This is a genomic window from Pseudomonas sp. GNP013 (assembly GCF_054343995.1).
In genome coordinates this window covers 985713-1000982 of record NZ_JBTGUT010000001.1, presented here as the reverse complement: position 1 = coordinate 1000982, position 15270 = coordinate 985713, and the positions used below count along the sequence as shown (strand labels likewise).

The following is a 15270-nucleotide window of genomic DNA, read 5'->3' as shown; positions in this document are numbered from 1 at the left end:
GCTTCCCTATGTATACCGCTATCGGTTACGCCGCCCAGTCGGCCACCACTCCCCTCGCCCCCATGTCGTTTGAACGCCGCAGCCCGCGCGCCGATGACGTGGCCATCGAGATCCTCTACTGCGGCGTCTGCCACTCCGATATCCACCAGGCGCGCAACGAATGGGGCATCGCCGTGTACCCGCTGATGCCGGGCCACGAGATCGTCGGCAAGGTTACCGCCGTCGGTGCCAGCGTGACCGCGCACAAAGTCGGCGACCTGGTGGGCGTCGGCTGCATGGTCGACTCGTGCCGCACCTGCGCCGCGTGCACATCGGACCTGGAGCAATATTGCCTCGAAGGCCCGACCATGACCTACGCCACCCCTGATCGCGTGGACGGCAGCAACACCATGGGCGGCTACTCCGACAGCATCGTGGTCAGCGAACACTTCGTGGTGAAGATTCCGGCCAAACTCGACCTGGCCAGCGCCGCGCCGATCCTCTGCGCAGGCATCACCACCTACTCGCCGCTCAAGCACTACGGCGTCAAGGCCGGCGATAAGGTCGGCATCCTCGGTATGGGCGGCCTGGGCCACATGGGCATCAAGTTTGCCAAGGCCATGGGCGCCGAAGTCACACTGTTCACCCGCTCCGCGAGCAAGGCCGAAGAAGGCCGTCGCCAGGGCGCGGACCATGTGATCGTGTCCACCGACGCCGAGCAGATGAAAGCCGCCGCCGGGCACTTCGACTTCCTGCTCGACACCATCCCGGTGCAGCACGACATCAACCCCTACCTGGACACCCTGCGCTTTGACGGCGTGCATATCCTGGTCGGCTTGATCGAGCCAGTGGACCCGCCGGTGAATGCCGCCAAGCTGGTGCTGGGCCGCAAAGTGCTGGCCGGCTCGTTGATCGGCGGCATTGCCGAAACCCAGGAAGTCCTGGATTTCTGCGCCGAGCACGGCATCACCTGCGATATCGAAATGCTCGACATCCGCCAGATCAACGAAGCCTACACCCGCATGATCGCCGGTGATGTGAAGTACCGCTTCGTCATCGACATGGCAACCCTCAAGGCCTGATCAGGCCTTGGCGCCCAACTCCGCGGACAGCCGGGCCGCCACCTGTTTGATCACAGGGATCAGCTCGGCCATTTTCTCCAGCGGCATGTAGGGCACGGTACTGGCGATGCTGATGCCGGCGACGATTCGCCGGCTGACATCGCGCACCGGTGCCGCCACGCAACGGATCGACGGTTCGTTGTCTTCCAGATCGAACGCATAACCGCCCACCACGTACTCATGCATGCGCTGCTCGAACTGCGCCCAGGATTGTTCCGGGTGTTGCGGCCATTGCAGGCTTTTCCCACCCTCCGGCAAGCTGGCTTCGTACAAGCGCTGCCATTCCGCCACGCTGTCATCGAGCAGCATCGCCTTGCCCACCCCGGTACGCGCCAGCGGCATGCGATGGCCAACCCGCGAGCGCATTTCCGGGCCGTTGCGGCCGGGGTTCTTGTGCAGGTAGAGCACATCGTCGTATTCGCGGATGGCCAAGTGAATGGTGTCGCCGGTCAGCGCCGACAGCTCATCCAGGTAGGGCACCGCCAGGCTCACCAACGGCAATTCCTCACGCGCCTGAAAGCCCAGCTCGATCAGTTTTGGCCCCAGCAGGTAGCCGACTTGCGGCACCACACGCAGATAACGTTCTTCCACCAGGCAACTGGCCAGGCGGTGCGTGGTGCTGCGGGTGGTGCCGATGCGCCGGGCGATCTCTTTCAGATCCCGCGCACCGGCCGCCACGGCCTGCACCACGCCCAGGCCACGCAGCAGGGTCTGGGTGCCGGTGGGGGCGACGTCTTTGCCGGGGGTGGAGGATGTTTCCTGCATATCGGGCCCTATAAGTGTGAACGCGGCAGCATTATGGCAAATACCCAACGTCAAAACAGCGCAGATCCAATGTGGGAGGGGGCTTGCTCCCGATGGCGGTGGGTCAGCTATTGATGTGCCAACTGATGCACCGCTATCGGGAGCAAGCCCCCTCCCACATTTGCCTCATACGATTCTGAGGTCAGCGTTGCTTCATGCGGTCGATGACCACCGCCAGCAACAGGATCGAACCGCGGATCACGTATTGATAAAACGTGTCGATGTTCTTCAGGTTCATCGCGTTTTCAATGATCGCCAGAATCAGCACCCCGGCAATCACGTGGCGGATCATGCCGATGCCGCCGCTCAGCGACACCCCGCCCAGCACGCAGGCGGAAATTACCGTCAGCTCGAAACCCTGGCCGATCATCGGCTGGCCCGAGGTCATGCGCGAGGCGAGGATCACGCCGGCCAGGGCGCCGATCAGGCCGTGCACGGCGAAGATGATGATCTTGGTGCGGTCAACGTTGACCCCCGCCAGCAGCGCCGCTTCCGGGTTGCCACCGATGGCCATGGTGTTGCGCCCGTAGGTGGTGTAGTTGAGCAGCCAGCCGAAGAACACAAAGCACACGATGGTGATCAGGATCGGCACCGGCACGCCCAGCAACTGGCCGTTGCCGAAGATGAAGAACTGATCCTGGGACACGCCCACCGCCTTGCCGTCGGCAAAGATATAGGCCAGGCCGCGCACGATCTGCATGGTCGCCAGCGTCGTGATCAACGCATTGACCCGCAGCTTGGCGATCACGATGCCGTTGATCAGCCCCACCAGCAGGCCCATCCCCAGGGCAGCGCCGATGCCCAGCATCACGCTGTCGGTGTCGCGCATCACAATGGCCGCGACCACGCCGGCGCAGGCGATCACCGAGCCCACCGATAAATCGAAGTGCCCCGACGCCAGGCAGAACAGCATGGTGCAGGCGGCGATGCCCACCGTGGAAATCGCCAGGCCGAGGCCGCGCATGTTCAGCGGCGAGAGGAAGTTGTCGATGAGCAAGGCGCACAGCACGAAGATGCTCACCGCCGCCAGCAGCATCGCCCAGTTATCCAGCAGCGCGCGCAGGTCCAGGGGTTTGCGCGCTTTGGGCAGCGCGTTGTCTTGGGTCGTCATAGTCGTCTCTCAGTGGGCCGGGCCGCGCGGCAAGGCCAGCTGCAGCAAGTTGGATTCAGTGGCGTGTTCACGCCGTTGTTCGCCGCGCAGGGCGCCTTCGCACAGCACCAGAATGCGGTCGGAAATCCCCATCACTTCCATCAGGTCACTGGACACCACGATCACCGCAATGCCGCTGGCGGCCAGGTTATGGATGATCTGGTAGATCTCCGACTTGGCGCCGATGTCGATGCCCCGGGTCGGCTCATCGAGCAGCAGCACCTTCATCGGCATCGACAGCCAGCGGCCGAGAATGGCCTTCTGCTGATTGCCGCCGGACAGGTACATGATTTTCTGCTCGGCGTTGGGCGTCTTCACCTTCATCGCCTGGATCTGCTGGCCGGCGTTGCCCTTCTCCCACTTCTCGCGCAGCAGCCAGCCAAACGCGGCATGGGCGCCACGGGCGCTGATGTTGATGTTTTCCGCCACGCTGGACAGCGGAATGATGCCTTCCTTCTTGCGGTCTTCCGGGCACAGCAGCACGCCGGCGTCGATGGCATCGCGCGGTGAGCGCAGGTGCAGGGTTTCGCCGCACAGCTCCAGCTGCCCTGCCGTGCTGCGCTGCAGCCCGGAGAGCAGCCGAAACAGCTCGGTGCGCCCTGCCCCCACCAGCCCGAACAGCCCGAGAATCTCGCCCTTGCGCACCGCAAAGCTGACCGGCTCACGCAAGCCTGGCCCAAGCAGCCCATCGACCTTGAGCGCCACCTCACCGTGCTCGCGCGGACGGTAGTCGTAGATGTCCTGGATATCGCGCCCGACCATGCAGGTCACCAGCTGGTCGTGGGTCAGCGCGCTCATGTCCTCGAACGTGCGCACGTAGCGCCCGTCCTTGAACACCGTGACCGCGTCGCAGATGCGGAACACCTCTTCCATGCGATGCGACACGTAGAGCACCACTTTGCCCTCATCGCGCAGGCGCGCGATGATCGCCATCAGCCGGTCGATTTCCCGCGCCGAGAGGCTGCTGGTGGGTTCATCGAAGGCGATCACATGGGCGCCACGGGACAGCGCCTTGGCGATTTCCACCAGTTGGCGCTGGCCCAGGGACAGGCGACCGAGCTTTTCATCCGGGTCGATTTCATCGGCCAGGCCCTTGAGGCACGCCAGCGCCTGCTTGCGCAGCAGGCCGCCGTTGACCACGCCCAAGCGCGACGGCAGGTGCCCGAGGAACAGGTTCTCCGCCACGCTCATTTCCGGCACCAGGTGCAGTTCCTGGTGAATCACCGCCACGCCGCTGGCAATGCTGTCAGCGGCGCATTTGAACGCCATGGTCTGCGCGCCGATCTGCACCGAACCACTGCTGGGAATGTAGGCGCCGCCAAGAATCTTCAGCAGCGTCGACTTGCCCGCGCCGTTCTCGCCCATCAGCGCATGCACCTGGCCCGGCTGGGCGGTAAAGCAGATGCCGTCCAGCGCCTTGACCCCGGGAAAGGTTTTGCCGATACCCTCAAAACGCAGGGCGGCCGCACTCATTTCCACAGCCCGATTTTGGTCAGTTCTTCCTTGAAGTTTTCCCGGGTGATCAGCGTCACTTCGTCCATCGCCGTGTATTTCGGCGGTTCGGTGCCCTTGGTGACCCACTCGTACATCATCAGCGCTGTGTTGTAGCCCTCGATGTGCGGGCTGGGCAGCATCGAGCCGAAGAAACCGCTGTTGGCCTTCTTCAATTCGCCGATGGCGTCGGTGCCGTTGATGCCGATGCCGATCACGTTGGCCGCCGCAAACCCGGCGCTTTCCGTGGCGCGCACGCCGCCGAGCACGGTGTTGTCGTTCATGCCGCCGATGATCAGGTTTTTCGCGCCGCTGGGCAGCTTGACCAGCGCCGAGTTGGTGGCGTCCATGCTGCCCGGAACGTCGAGGGTTTTAAGCGCGGCAGTGAGGATATGGTCCTTGGGAATGCCGGCTTCTTCGAGGGATTTGATCGAACCGTCGGTGCGTTTTTTACCGGTGTCGAGCTCGTTGAAGGTGTTGATCACCGCGTAGGTGTCCTTCCAGTCCCAGCCACGTTTTTTCGCTTCGGCGGCCATCGCGGCGCCCTGCTTCTGGCCCACTTCGAACGCGGCCATGCCCAGGTACGGCACGTCTTCCATGAACGCGCCCTTGGCGTCGACGAAACGGTCGTCCACGGCAATCACCTTGAGGCCGTTGGCCTTGGCCTTGGCGACGATGGCCGGGCCGAGGGACACGTCCGGCGGGCAGATCACAAAGCCCTTGGCGCCGTTGGCGGCCAGGCTGTCGATGGCCGAGAGGGTTTTCTCGCCATCGGGCACGGCGATCTTGATCACGGTGAAACCGTGTTCCTTGCCGGCTTTTTCGGCGAAGGCCCATTCGGTCTGGAACCAGGGTTCTTCAGCCTGTTTGACCAGGAAGCCGATTTTTACTTCTTCAGCGCAAACAGTCCCACTGAAGGCCAATGCAAACGCCACGGCGCCCAGGGTTTTCTTAAGCCTGTTTTTAACCAGCATGAACCACCTCATTCTTGTTATTGAGCAACGTTTCAGTCGTGGTACATCACAGACCGCCCGCCATCGATCATCAGGCAGGTGGCATTGATAAAGGGCGCCTCGTCGGTCGCCAGGAACAGCGCGGTCATCGCCACCTCGATGGGCTGGCCGATGCGCTTGGGCGGGTGCAGGTCGAACGCGCGCTGGCGTTCGGCGTGGGGATCGGGAAAGGCGTTCCAGTAATCGACGTTAAGCTGGGTTTCGATATAGCCCGGTGCGATCGCATTCACGCGGATGCCCTTGGGCGCGTACTCGATGCCCAGGGCGCGGGTCAGGCCGAGCAGGCCGTGCTTGGCAACGGGGTACGGGAAGCAGCCGGGAATGATGTGGCTGGAATGGGTGGACGCGATGTTGATGATGTTGCCGATGCCCTGCTCGATCATGTGCGGCAACACACTGCGGCAGCCGTACCAGGCGCCGTCCAGGTCGATGGCAAAGCAGCGGCGCCAGTCGTCGTCGGTCATCTCCAGCGGGTCGCGGAATACGTTGACCCCGGCGCAGTTGACCAGCACATCGACGCGACCGAAGCGCTCGATGGCCATGTCGACCAGCGCCTGCCATTGCGCTTTGCAGGTGATGTCGACCGCTTGCGCGTAAATTTCGGCGCCGCGTTCGCGCCAATGGGCAGCGACCTTCTCGACCTTGTCGGCTTGGATATCGGCGATTACCAGGCGCGCCTGCTGAGCCTGGAAACAGGCCACGATGGCCTCGCCAATGCCCTGGGCGGCACCGGTGATGATCACCACCTTGTTCTTCAGCCGCTCGCCGTAAACCGGCTCGGGCACGGCGGGGAGTGACAACGGTTGTGCCTGCATCGCTTCACCTGTTTTATTTTTGGCAGTGAGTGCTGATGCAGGCGACTATAAACCCGGAGCCTGAAATATCTCAATATATAAATTTACATCCCACATAGTGAGAAAAGACACAAACACTGTGGGAGGGGGCTTGCTCCCGATAGCGGTGTGTCAGCTTCAGATGTACTGACTGACACTCAGCAATTGCGAGCAAGCCCCCTCCCACCGTTGATCTTCAGTGTTTTCAGAGATGTACGTCAGCCAAGGGCAAAGTCGCGCAACGCGTCGCCTTCCATGCGGTAGCGCACCCACTCTTCCTGAGGCTGGGCACCGATGGACTTGTAGAAGGCAATCGCCGGCTCGTTCCAGTCCAGCACGCTCCATTCGAAACGCCCGCAGCCATTGTCGCAGGCGATTTTGGCCAGGTGGCGCAGCAACTTCTTGCCCGCGCCGCCGCCGCGCTGTTCCGGGTTGATGTAGAGGTCTTCCAGGTACAGGCAGTTGCTGCCCAGCCACGTGGAATAACTGAAAAAGAACACCGCGAACCCAATCGGCAAACCGTCGCGCAGGCAGATCAGGCCATGGGCGGTGGCACCCTCGCTGAACAGGCTGCGTTCGATATCCACCACGCTGGCGATCACTTCATGCCGGGCCTTCTCATATTCGGCAAGCTCGGTGATGAAAGTCAGGATCTGCGCAGCATCGCTGGGCACGGCGGGGCGAATCTCGATGGTCATGGGTGAGCCTTGGCAGTTTCAAAACACACATACTAAGGCCGTTTCATGACTGAATGCAGCGCAATTCATACCGGCAGCGCCAATGCGCCGACCAGCCCCGCCGGCAACGCCAGCTCCAGGGTGCGGGCCGGCGGCTGCGACTCTGCCGACCATTCGCTCAAGCCCAGCCCCGCACATTTGAGCCGCGCCTCGCGCTCGCACCAGGCGCGGGCAAACAGACGCGCCCGCTGCGCCTGGTTCGCCGCGCACAATCGCGCCAGCACCTGCGGGCCCAGGTAATCGCTGGCAACACCGCGCCAGTCCGCAGTCTCCTGCACGGCCATTACATCCACACCCACCGGGCCATGCAGATGCACCGCCGCTACCGAAAAATCGCCGTCGTGACTGATGGACAGCCCGGCACGCGCATGCCCTGGCACCAGAATCTGCGGTGCCTGCCCGGCCCCGGCGGACGCTTCGATGCTGCAGCCCGGCACCTCCAGCAGTTGCAGGAGCACCTCACGCACGCGCGTGCGCGCCGCATCGCGCGTGGTGCCGAGCATGTGCCGCAAGCCAAGCAGCAGAATGCCGGCCTGCCAACGCGGCACCGCATCCGGCCACATGCACACGGGCACCGGCATCAGGCGCGTGCCGGTGCCGCCGGGCAGCCCACCCAGCTGCTGCACGCCGGGATGCTCTCGCCCTTCATCACCAGGGTCAGCGGCCCCAGCCGCGCGCCGTCGCCGACCTCGGCGCTGTAGAGCACCGCACTGCGCGGCCCCATGTACACCCGTGCACCGATCAGCACACGGTCGATTTTCATCACGCGGTCTTCGAACAGGTGCGTCTGCGGGCAGGCGCCGGCGTTCAATTCGCTGTGGTCGCCGATGCTCACGCAATCAAATTCGGTGATGTCGGTGGTGTCCATGTACACGCCACGGCCGATCCTGCAGCCGAGGCCGCGAAACGCCAGCGGCAGCCACGGCGTGCCGCGCAGGTAGCTCATGAAATTGGGCGCGGCCATGCCTTCGTAAAGGCTGGTGATGCCTTCGGACAGCCACACAAAAGGCGTCCACATCGCTTCGCAGCGCTTGCGATAGCGCCCCAGCACCAGCCATTTCAACGCCGCCACCAACAGGTAGTTGCCCAGGCTGTAGGCCAGGCCGATCAGCGCCAGGTAACCGAACACCGCGCCCCAGCGTTCGTCCTGCGCCACTGGCATCAGGTCGATCATGACCGTGTAGCCCACGGCGATCACCGTGGCGTGGGGCAACACGATGCGCAGGCCCTCGATGCTGCCACGGGCCAGACGACGCCACGGCGAGGGGCGGAACGTCAGGTGGTCCGGGTAGCCACTGACCTGTTCGCGCGCCGGCAGGTTGATCGGCGGCGAGCCGAGCCAGGTGTCGCCGCTGGCAATCTCGGCGTTGAGCGGCGCGCGGGAATGCACACCGATCAGCACGTTCTCGGGCAACGTCGTGCCGTCGGGAATGTAGCTGCCGTTGCCGACGAAGCTGCGGTGCGACACCACGGTCGGCTGAATGCGCATCCAACCGCCGTCGACCTGTTCATCGCCGAGCATCACGGCGTCGGCGATAAAGGTTTCATCGCCCAGGGTCAGCATGTCGGGGATCACGCCCTGAGCGGTGGATATTTCCGCATCGCGGCCCACCTTCGCGCCCAGCAGGCGATACCACAGTGGCGCGTAAACCGTCGCATACAGGCCGGACAACACGTTGAGGCTGGCTTCCTGAATATGGCTCACCAGCCACTTGCTGCAATACACCCGGCTGTGCACCGGGTAGTTGCCCGGTTTTAGGCGCGGCAGCACGGCCCAGCGCAGCGCTGCCGAAATCAGCACCATGGCCACGATCAGCACGGCAGCAGCCGGCAGGGCCAGGGCAAAGTAACGCAGCAGTTGTACGCCCACGTTTTGCGCCTGCAGCCAGGGCAGGATCTGCTGCTCATCGAACCAATCGATAAGGAAAAACGTCGGGAACACTGGGATGAAAAACAGCGTGGCGATCAGCAGGATGCCGACCCCGTAGAACAGGTTTTCCAGCAGCAATTGCCCACGCCCCACCACCGGCCTGGGCGGCAGGCTGGCGGGGTCGAACGCGCCGATATCGACGGCAGGTGACCCGCTCCAGATGCGCTCGGCCGGCACACTCGCACCGTCGGCCAGCGCCGATTGCCCTTGCAGGTGGGCGCTGCGGCCGAGCGCCGTGTTGCCTTCCAGAATTGTGTAGGAGCCCAGGCAGGCATTGTTGTCGAGCGTGACCTGCCCAAGATGCAGTTGGCCGCGCTCGACGCGGGCGTTTTCCAGGCTCACACCGTTGCCGATGCTGACCTCATCGCCGATGTGCAACAGGTCGGGAACGCGCACGCCGAGGGAGCCGATATTGACCTCGCGCCCAACCCTGGCGCCGAGCGCCCGCAGCCACAGGCTGTACAGCGAAGAGCCGCTGAGCAGGTAGACCGGCGCCGACTCGATCATGCGCGACGCGGCCCACCAGCGAAAATAGGTCAGCCCCCACAACGGGTAGACGCCCGGTTTCAGCCGCCCGGCGATCAGCCATTTGCCGGCGATGGCCAGCACGAACTGCACCAGCGTCGCCAGCAGGAATACGCCGATGGACGCCGCCGTGGCCAAGGCCACCGAGTCGCCGGGACCGCCGGTGAGGTAGTGATAGGTGAAAAACGGCGCCAGCCACTGGCTCATGCGCAGGCACACCATCGCCGGCAGCAGCGCGGCCTGGGCCAACCCGCAGCGCCAGCGCGCCAGCGTCGACGGCGGGGTCCAGGCGGCTTGTTGCGCAGCCGGTTGCGGCATGGCTTGCAACACCTGCGCAATCGCGCCGACGCGGCGCTGCTGATAGATATCGCGCACGGTGATGTGGGCGAAGCGTGGGTCGGCGCGCAACGCAGAGGCCAGTCGCGCGGCGAAAAACGAGTGGCCGCCCAGGTCGCTGAAAAAGTCGGCCTCGCGACGAATCGGCTGGCCGGGGAAGAGTGTGTGCAGGGCGGCGAACAGTACGCTTTCGCCGGGGGTTTCCGGGCTGTCCGACTCCAGGCTCGCGCCGCTGGTGTCGACGCCGAGCGGACGTGCCTTGAGGGTTTTGCGGTCGATCTTGCCGGAAGTGAGGCGCGGCATGCTGTCGAGCAGTTCGAAGCGGCTGGGTACCATGTACGCCGGCAGGCGCGCCTGCAAGGCTTTGCGCAACTGCGCCGGCAGGCCTTCGACCGGCACGCCGCCCTCCGCCACCAGGTAGGCAATCAACTGATCCATGCCGGCGTCGTTGCGCAACAGCACCGCGACCGTGCCCACGCCTGGCTGCTGGGCAAGCAAGGCTTCGATTTCGCCCAGTTCGACGCGAAATCCCCGGATCTTCACCTGATCATCGGCGCGCCCCAGGCACACCACTTGCCCATCGGCGTCGATGCGCGCGAGGTCGCCGGTGCGGTACAGGCGCTCGTCGTGGTAGCCGCTGGCCCAAGGGTTGTCGATGAACTTTTCGCGGGTCAGGTCCGGGCGCCCCAGGTAGCCCGCCGCCAGGCCAGGGCCGATGATGCACAGCTCGCCGGTCTGCCCGCGCGCCAGCAGGGTCGGCGTAGCGCCCGGGGCCAGGTCGGTTTCGATCACCAGCAATCCGTAGTTGGGCAGCGGCGTGCCGATGGTCACCGCAGTGCCAGGCTGCAACCGCGCCAGGCTGGCGGAAACGGTGGCTTCGGTGGGGCCATAGGTGTTGAAAATTTGCCGACCGGGTCGACTCCAACGCTCCACCAGCGATTCGGGGCACATTTCGCCGCCGAGGTTGATCAGGCGCAGGCTTGGCACGTCTTCACTGAACAGCGCCAGCAAGGTGGGCACCGCGTGCAGCACGCTGATGCGCTGGCGGGTGAGCATGCGCGGCAGAGCTTCGGGGTCGCCGGTGATGTCCTTGGGGCCAAGCCACAGGGTGGCGCCCACCAGGTAGGCAATCCAGATTTCCTCGAACGACATGTCGAAGGCCACGGAAAAACCCTGGTAGACGCGGTCGCTGGCCTGGATGCCGAGAATCGCGTTCTCGCTGCGCAGGAAGTGGCAGATGCTGCCCTGGGAAATCAGGATGCCCTTGGGTTTGCCGGTGGAGCCCGAGGTATAGATGACGTAGGCCGGGTCTTCGGGCCGGGCACCGCTGCGGCGTTGCAACGCACCTTGCAGCGGCGCGAGCAGATCGTCTGCGCACCAGGCGACAAGTCCAACCTCAGCCAGCGCCGGTGCGCTGCCGTGTGCGCAAACAACGCCGACCGCCTGGGCATCCTCCATGCACACTTGCAGGCGTTCGAGCGGCGTGTCCTCGTCCATCGGCAGCCAGGCAGCGCCGGCCTTGGCGATGCCGGCCTGCATCACCAATAGCTGCATGCCGCGCGGCATCCACAGGCCGACGATCTGCCCCGGCCGCACCCCCGCCTCGATCAGCCGCGAAGCCACACAGGCGGCCTGGCGATCCAACTCGCCGTAGCTGAGCTGGCGCTCGCCGTCGATCAGCGCTACCTGCTGGGGATCACGTTTAGCGGTGGCCTCGAGCAGGTCGGCGAGCACCTCGTCACGCAACAGTTCAGGCTGGAGGGGACCGTACAACACCTCGTCAGGGCGCGTGTTTACGGGGTCTTTCAGCAAGCTCACGGTAGTCATGGCGGCAGTGTTCGCTGTGTGGGGGCCATCCGGTTAAGGCGCCGATACGTAATGTTGCGTGTCCACTTGGTATCACCCTCGATACACACCTGGGCGAATGGGCCCCCTGGGTTCTGTCTGGAATGCGACAGATACCCGAAGACCTGAACAACGCCAGAGGACTATCGCAAAGGCCAGCTGTACGGCGGTTGAACGACTGCGCGTGCGGTACACAAAATCTTACAGGTGCCCTAAGACCGTTCGTCGGCATCAAGGCACGAACCGCAAAGGGGCGCTGACCAATAAGGGGTAAGGACATTAATCATATGGAGACACCCTCATGAAGAATTCCAAGTTTGCTGCCCTCGCCCTCACCGGCCTGCTGTCCGCTGCCTCGCTGAGCGCCATGGCGGCCACCGCCACCACCGGCCCGACCGACCCGACGCCGAACGCCACCACCGAGTCGCAGAAATCCATGGGCACGGGCCTGGACACCAACGGGGGCGCGGTTATCGACAACAGCAACGCCGCCGACCCGCACACCAAGGGCCACGACACCGACCGCAAGGCACCGGCCGCCGTGGGCAATGGCAAGATGGGTCCGTCGGTCAACGAGCCGAAAATCAATACCGGTAACGACTCGAACGTGCCAGGCGCGCCAAAACAACCCGCGCCTTGATGCATCGAGAGCAAGACGAACAGCCGATCATTTCCCAGTGAAGAGGTACGCATGAACGTCGATAGAAACCTTGAGAAAGAAGTCCTCACCCGCCTGTTGCACGCTCACCCGCAAGGTCTGGGCAAGGAGGTGCTGGATAACTACCGCGGCGAAAAGGAGGTTGCCAGTGTGCTGGCGTTTCTCCAGGACCGTGGGTTCATCAAGGATGGACATGTGACCACCGACGACGCCGGCGAATATTCGCTGAACCTGCCCATCAAGCTGACCGCCTCGGGCGTGGATGAAGCGCGCAAGCTTGATGGTGAAAGCACTCAGTGATCCATTGCGGGTCCGGCTGATGTAAATGATGTAAATGTGGGAGGGGGCTTGCCCCCGATGGCGGTGTGTCAGTTGGCTGATCCAGCTCTGATACACCGCTATCGGGGGCAAGCCCCCTCCCACATTGGGTTTGTGTTTAGCCGCCGAGGAAGGCGTTGAGTTCGACGGTGCCAGGTGATGTGGCCGGGCCCCAGCGTGTGACGGCCAGCGCCGCGGCGGCGTTGGCATGGCGTGCGGCCTCTGCGGGCGGCAAGCCTTTGGCCAAACCTGCGATGAACACACCCGCATGCGCATCCCCCGCGCCATTGCTGTCTACTGCCTGCACCTTGAAGCCCGGCACATGTTCAATCGCCGAGCCTCGCCCAACCCAGCAACCGTTCGGGCCATCTCGCACCACCAATAGCGTGTCGGCGTTCAGGTGCTGCTTGAGCGATGGCAACGCCGTGGCGATATCCGCCGCGCCAGTGAATGCCAGGACTTCCGGCCCGTTGCTGGTCCAGATGTCGATGCGCGGCAACAGTGTGCGCATTAGCGCCGACTCCGGCGCCTTGACCAGTGGCCCCGGGTCGAACACCACCACGATCTGCCGGGGCAATGCCAGCAGCCAGTCGATCAACGGCTGCGCCTTGCCGTCGAGCAACAGGCTGTAGCCGCTGACATACACGTAATCGTCGGCAGCGGGCACCACGCCGGCCAGGTCCTCGGCACTCAATTCCCCTTCGGCGCCCATGTGGGAAATGAACGTGCGCTCGGTGCTGGCTTCGGTCAGCGCCACGCACAAACCGGTGTCCTTGGCGCTGCTGGCCGGCAGGGCCATCTCGATGCCCTCGGCCTGCATCGCCGCGCGGGCCAGGTCGCCAAAGCGGCCGTTGCCGTGGCGGCCGAGGTACACCACCGGCAGACCATTACGGCGCGCGGCCGCCATGACGTTGAAGCCGCCGCCGGTTGCGAAACTGGCCGTTTGCGCCAGCACGTCACCGCCGCTGGCAGGCAGGGTGTCGAGGGCCATGACTAGGTCGACGATGACCTGGCCGGTGTGCAGCAATCTAGACATGGGCATGCTCGACCAACGCCGGACGCCGGTCAGTCGCCCCGCCCAATACCGCATAGATCCCGCCGGCCACCAGGAAGGTCACGATCCAGCCGAGGCCGTTGTGGCCCAGCCAAGAGTCGGACAGCGGCCCGGCGAACCAGATGTTTTCGGCGGTGGTGCCGATGGTGGTGAAACTGAAGCCCAGCACAATGGCCACGGCCCAGGCGCCGAAGGCGCGCCACTCCACGCCGCCGCGATACCAGTAGGCGCTGCTCGGGCTCACGTCCAGCAGGTCCTTGGGGCTGTAGTAATGACGATGGATCAGGTCGACCACGAAGATCCCGACCCACGCGGTGATCGGCACTGCCAGCAGCGAGATGAAGGTGATGAAGGGGCCGTAGAAGCTGTCGGCGATCAGCATGAAGTAGATGGAGCCGGCGAAGATCGCCACGATATCGACGATCACTGCGTGCACGCGCTTGACCTTCAGGCCGAGGGTCAAGGTGGTAAGACCGGCCGAGTACACCGACAGGTTGTTCGACAGCAGCAGCCCGCCGAACGCAGTGATCAGGTACGGCACGGCCATCCAGGTGGGCAGCATGTCGCGGATCGCGATGATCGGGTCGGTGGCCGAGGCCAGGTCGTTGTTGCCCACCGACAGCAGGCCACCGAGGGTGATCAGCAGCACCAGCGGGATGCCTGCACCGAACGCGGCGGACGCCACCAGACGCACCGCCTTGACGCTGCGGTGCTGGTAGCGCGACATGTCGGCACCGGCGTTGGCCCAGCCGATGCCGGTGCCGGCTGCCATGGTGCCGACGCCGATGATCATCGCGCTCAGGGGTGCCGGGGTGGCGTTGAATACCGCGCTCCAGTCGATGGTGGCGCAGAGGAAGCCGCCCACCAGGATGTTCAAGGCGCCGAACACGTAGGTGGCCCACTTCTGGATCACCAGCAGGGTGGCATGGCCCAGACCGGAGACCGCCAGGGTCAGCAGCACGAAGATGCCGATGAAGATCAGCGTGAGCACAGGTGCACTCTTGGCCTCGACCGGCGAGCCGAACAGGATCGAACACAGCGACAGCAGCACAAAGGCGGCTGTGGTGGTGTTGACGGTTTCCCAGCCCAGGCGCGACATCAGCGACACCAGCGTCGGGCCGATATTGCCACGCACACCGAAAATCGCGCGCGACAGGGTCAGGCTGGGCGCACGGCCACGACGGCCGGCGATGGAAATGATCCCCACCACCGCAAAGGAGCCAGCGGCGCCGAGAATCGCGACGATGATCGCCTGCCAGATGGCCAGGCCACGAAACGCTACCAGCGTGGCGCCGAGCGGCAGGCCGAGGATGCTGATGTTGGCAGCGAACCACACCCAGAACAATTGCAGCGGATGGCCGTTGCACTCGCCTTCCGGGACCGGTTCGATGCCGCGTGTTTCCAATTGCCCGGCGCTTTGGCCGGAAGAAGGGGTGCTCATGGGGGTGCTCCTGGTGCCTGTATTGTTGTGGTTGT

Annotated in this window: 13 protein-coding genes; 3 read left to right on the top strand and 10 right to left on the bottom strand. The window is 64.2% G+C overall.

Features of this window, described 5'->3' with window-relative positions; all coding sequences use genetic code 11:
• Window positions 1-8: 8 nt before the first annotated feature.
• Window positions 9-1061, top strand: a complete 1053-nt coding sequence (locus ACXX81_RS04620) for an NAD(P)-dependent alcohol dehydrogenase (protein ID WP_209983906.1) — start codon at window positions 9-11, stop codon at window positions 1059-1061.
• Here the strand turns inward: ACXX81_RS04620 and ACXX81_RS04615 are convergent, their stop codons facing one another.
• The 8 genes from ACXX81_RS04615 to ACXX81_RS04580 form a co-directional block, all read right to left on the bottom strand.
• Window positions 1062-1865 carry an IclR family transcriptional regulator gene (locus tag ACXX81_RS04615; protein ID WP_458571285.1) on the bottom strand — a complete coding sequence of 268 codons (804 nt, stop codon included), beginning with the start codon at window positions 1863-1865 and terminating at the stop codon, window positions 1062-1064.
• 181 nt (window positions 1866-2046) lie between these two features.
• A complete protein-coding gene (gene araH, locus ACXX81_RS04610) occupies window positions 2047-3015 on the bottom strand; it encodes an L-arabinose ABC transporter permease AraH (protein WP_069665466.1) in 969 nt (322 codons plus the stop codon).
• Window positions 3016-3024: 9 nt separating this feature from the next.
• Window positions 3025-4527 (bottom strand): L-arabinose ABC transporter ATP-binding protein AraG, encoded by a 1503-nt coding sequence (araG, locus tag ACXX81_RS04605; protein ID WP_458571284.1) that lies wholly within the window; start codon window positions 4525-4527, stop codon window positions 3025-3027.
• Window positions 4524-5519 (bottom strand): substrate-binding domain-containing protein, encoded by a 996-nt coding sequence (locus tag ACXX81_RS04600; RefSeq protein ID WP_245229013.1) that lies wholly within the window; start codon window positions 5517-5519, stop codon window positions 4524-4526. The genes araG and ACXX81_RS04600 overlap by 4 nt, the downstream gene beginning before the upstream one ends.
• A 32-nt stretch (window positions 5520-5551) precedes the next feature.
• Window positions 5552-6373 carry an SDR family oxidoreductase gene (locus ACXX81_RS04595; protein WP_209983914.1) on the bottom strand — a complete coding sequence of 274 codons (822 nt, stop codon included), beginning with the start codon at window positions 6371-6373 and terminating at the stop codon, window positions 5552-5554.
• A gap of 236 nt (window positions 6374-6609) precedes the next feature.
• Window positions 6610-7089 (bottom strand): GNAT family N-acetyltransferase, encoded by a 480-nt coding sequence (locus ACXX81_RS04590; protein WP_003193496.1) that lies wholly within the window; start codon window positions 7087-7089, stop codon window positions 6610-6612.
• Window positions 7090-7154: 65 nt separating this feature from the next.
• The gene (locus ACXX81_RS04585; RefSeq protein ID WP_458571283.1) at window positions 7155-7754 is read right to left on the bottom strand and encodes a 4'-phosphopantetheinyl transferase family protein; all 600 of its coding nucleotides are present in this window, start codon (window positions 7752-7754) and stop codon (window positions 7155-7157) included.
• Window positions 7709-11746 carry a Pls/PosA family non-ribosomal peptide synthetase gene (locus ACXX81_RS04580; RefSeq protein WP_458571282.1) on the bottom strand — a complete coding sequence of 1346 codons (4038 nt, stop codon included), beginning with the start codon at window positions 11744-11746 and terminating at the stop codon, window positions 7709-7711. The genes ACXX81_RS04585 and ACXX81_RS04580 overlap by 46 nt, the downstream gene beginning before the upstream one ends.
• 319 nt (window positions 11747-12065) lie before the next feature.
• Between ACXX81_RS04580 and ACXX81_RS04575 the strand changes: the two genes are divergently transcribed.
• Window positions 12066-12404 carry a hypothetical protein gene (locus ACXX81_RS04575; protein ID WP_209983918.1) on the top strand — a complete coding sequence of 113 codons (339 nt, stop codon included), beginning with the start codon at window positions 12066-12068 and terminating at the stop codon, window positions 12402-12404.
• Between the two features lie 51 nt (window positions 12405-12455).
• The gene (locus tag ACXX81_RS04570) at window positions 12456-12722 is read left to right on the top strand and encodes a hypothetical protein (protein WP_057010104.1); all 267 of its coding nucleotides are present in this window, start codon (window positions 12456-12458) and stop codon (window positions 12720-12722) included.
• A gap of 136 nt (window positions 12723-12858) precedes the next feature.
• On the opposite strand, the gene ACXX81_RS04565 is transcribed toward ACXX81_RS04570, so the two are convergent.
• Together ACXX81_RS04565 and ACXX81_RS04560 are read right to left on the bottom strand one after the other, a co-directional pair.
• Window positions 12859-13776: a PfkB family carbohydrate kinase gene (locus ACXX81_RS04565; protein WP_458571281.1), complete on the bottom strand. Its 918-nt coding sequence runs from the start codon at window positions 13774-13776 to the stop codon at window positions 12859-12861.
• The gene (locus tag ACXX81_RS04560; protein WP_209983921.1) at window positions 13769-15235 is read right to left on the bottom strand and encodes a purine-cytosine permease family protein; all 1467 of its coding nucleotides are present in this window, start codon (window positions 15233-15235) and stop codon (window positions 13769-13771) included. The genes ACXX81_RS04565 and ACXX81_RS04560 overlap by 8 nt, the downstream gene beginning before the upstream one ends.
• Window positions 15236-15270: the final 35 nt, after the last annotated feature.

Excerpts from the sequence above, each read along its gene's own strand:
- ACXX81_RS04620 (WP_209983906.1), top strand. The coding sequence starts at position 9 with ATGTATACCGCTATCGGTTACGCCGCCCAGTCGGCCACCACTCCCCTC.
- ACXX81_RS04580 (WP_458571282.1), bottom strand. The coding sequence starts at position 11,746 with ATGACTACCGTGAGCTTGCTGAAAGACCCCGTAAACACGCGCCCTGAC.
- araG (WP_458571284.1), bottom strand. The coding sequence starts at position 4,527 with ATGAGTGCGGCCGCCCTGCGTTTTGAGGGTATCGGCAAAACCTTTCCC.
- ACXX81_RS04600 (WP_245229013.1), bottom strand. The coding sequence starts at position 5,519 with ATGCTGGTTAAAAACAGGCTTAAGAAAACCCTGGGCGCCGTGGCGTTT.
- ACXX81_RS04590 (WP_003193496.1), bottom strand. The coding sequence starts at position 7,089 with ATGACCATCGAGATTCGCCCCGCCGTGCCCAGCGATGCTGCGCAGATC.
- araH (WP_069665466.1), bottom strand. The coding sequence starts at position 3,015 with ATGACGACCCAAGACAACGCGCTGCCCAAAGCGCGCAAACCCCTGGAC.
- ACXX81_RS04560 (WP_209983921.1), bottom strand. The coding sequence starts at position 15,235 with ATGAGCACCCCTTCTTCCGGCCAAAGCGCCGGGCAATTGGAAACACGC.
- ACXX81_RS04565 (WP_458571281.1), bottom strand. The coding sequence starts at position 13,776 with ATGTCTAGATTGCTGCACACCGGCCAGGTCATCGTCGACCTAGTCATG.
- ACXX81_RS04615 (WP_458571285.1), bottom strand. The coding sequence starts at position 1,865 with ATGCAGGAAACATCCTCCACCCCCGGCAAAGACGTCGCCCCCACCGGC.
- ACXX81_RS04595 (WP_209983914.1), bottom strand. The coding sequence starts at position 6,373 with ATGCAGGCACAACCGTTGTCACTCCCCGCCGTGCCCGAGCCGGTTTAC.
- ACXX81_RS04575 (WP_209983918.1), top strand. The coding sequence starts at position 12,066 with ATGAAGAATTCCAAGTTTGCTGCCCTCGCCCTCACCGGCCTGCTGTCC.
- ACXX81_RS04570 (WP_057010104.1), top strand. The coding sequence starts at position 12,456 with ATGAACGTCGATAGAAACCTTGAGAAAGAAGTCCTCACCCGCCTGTTG.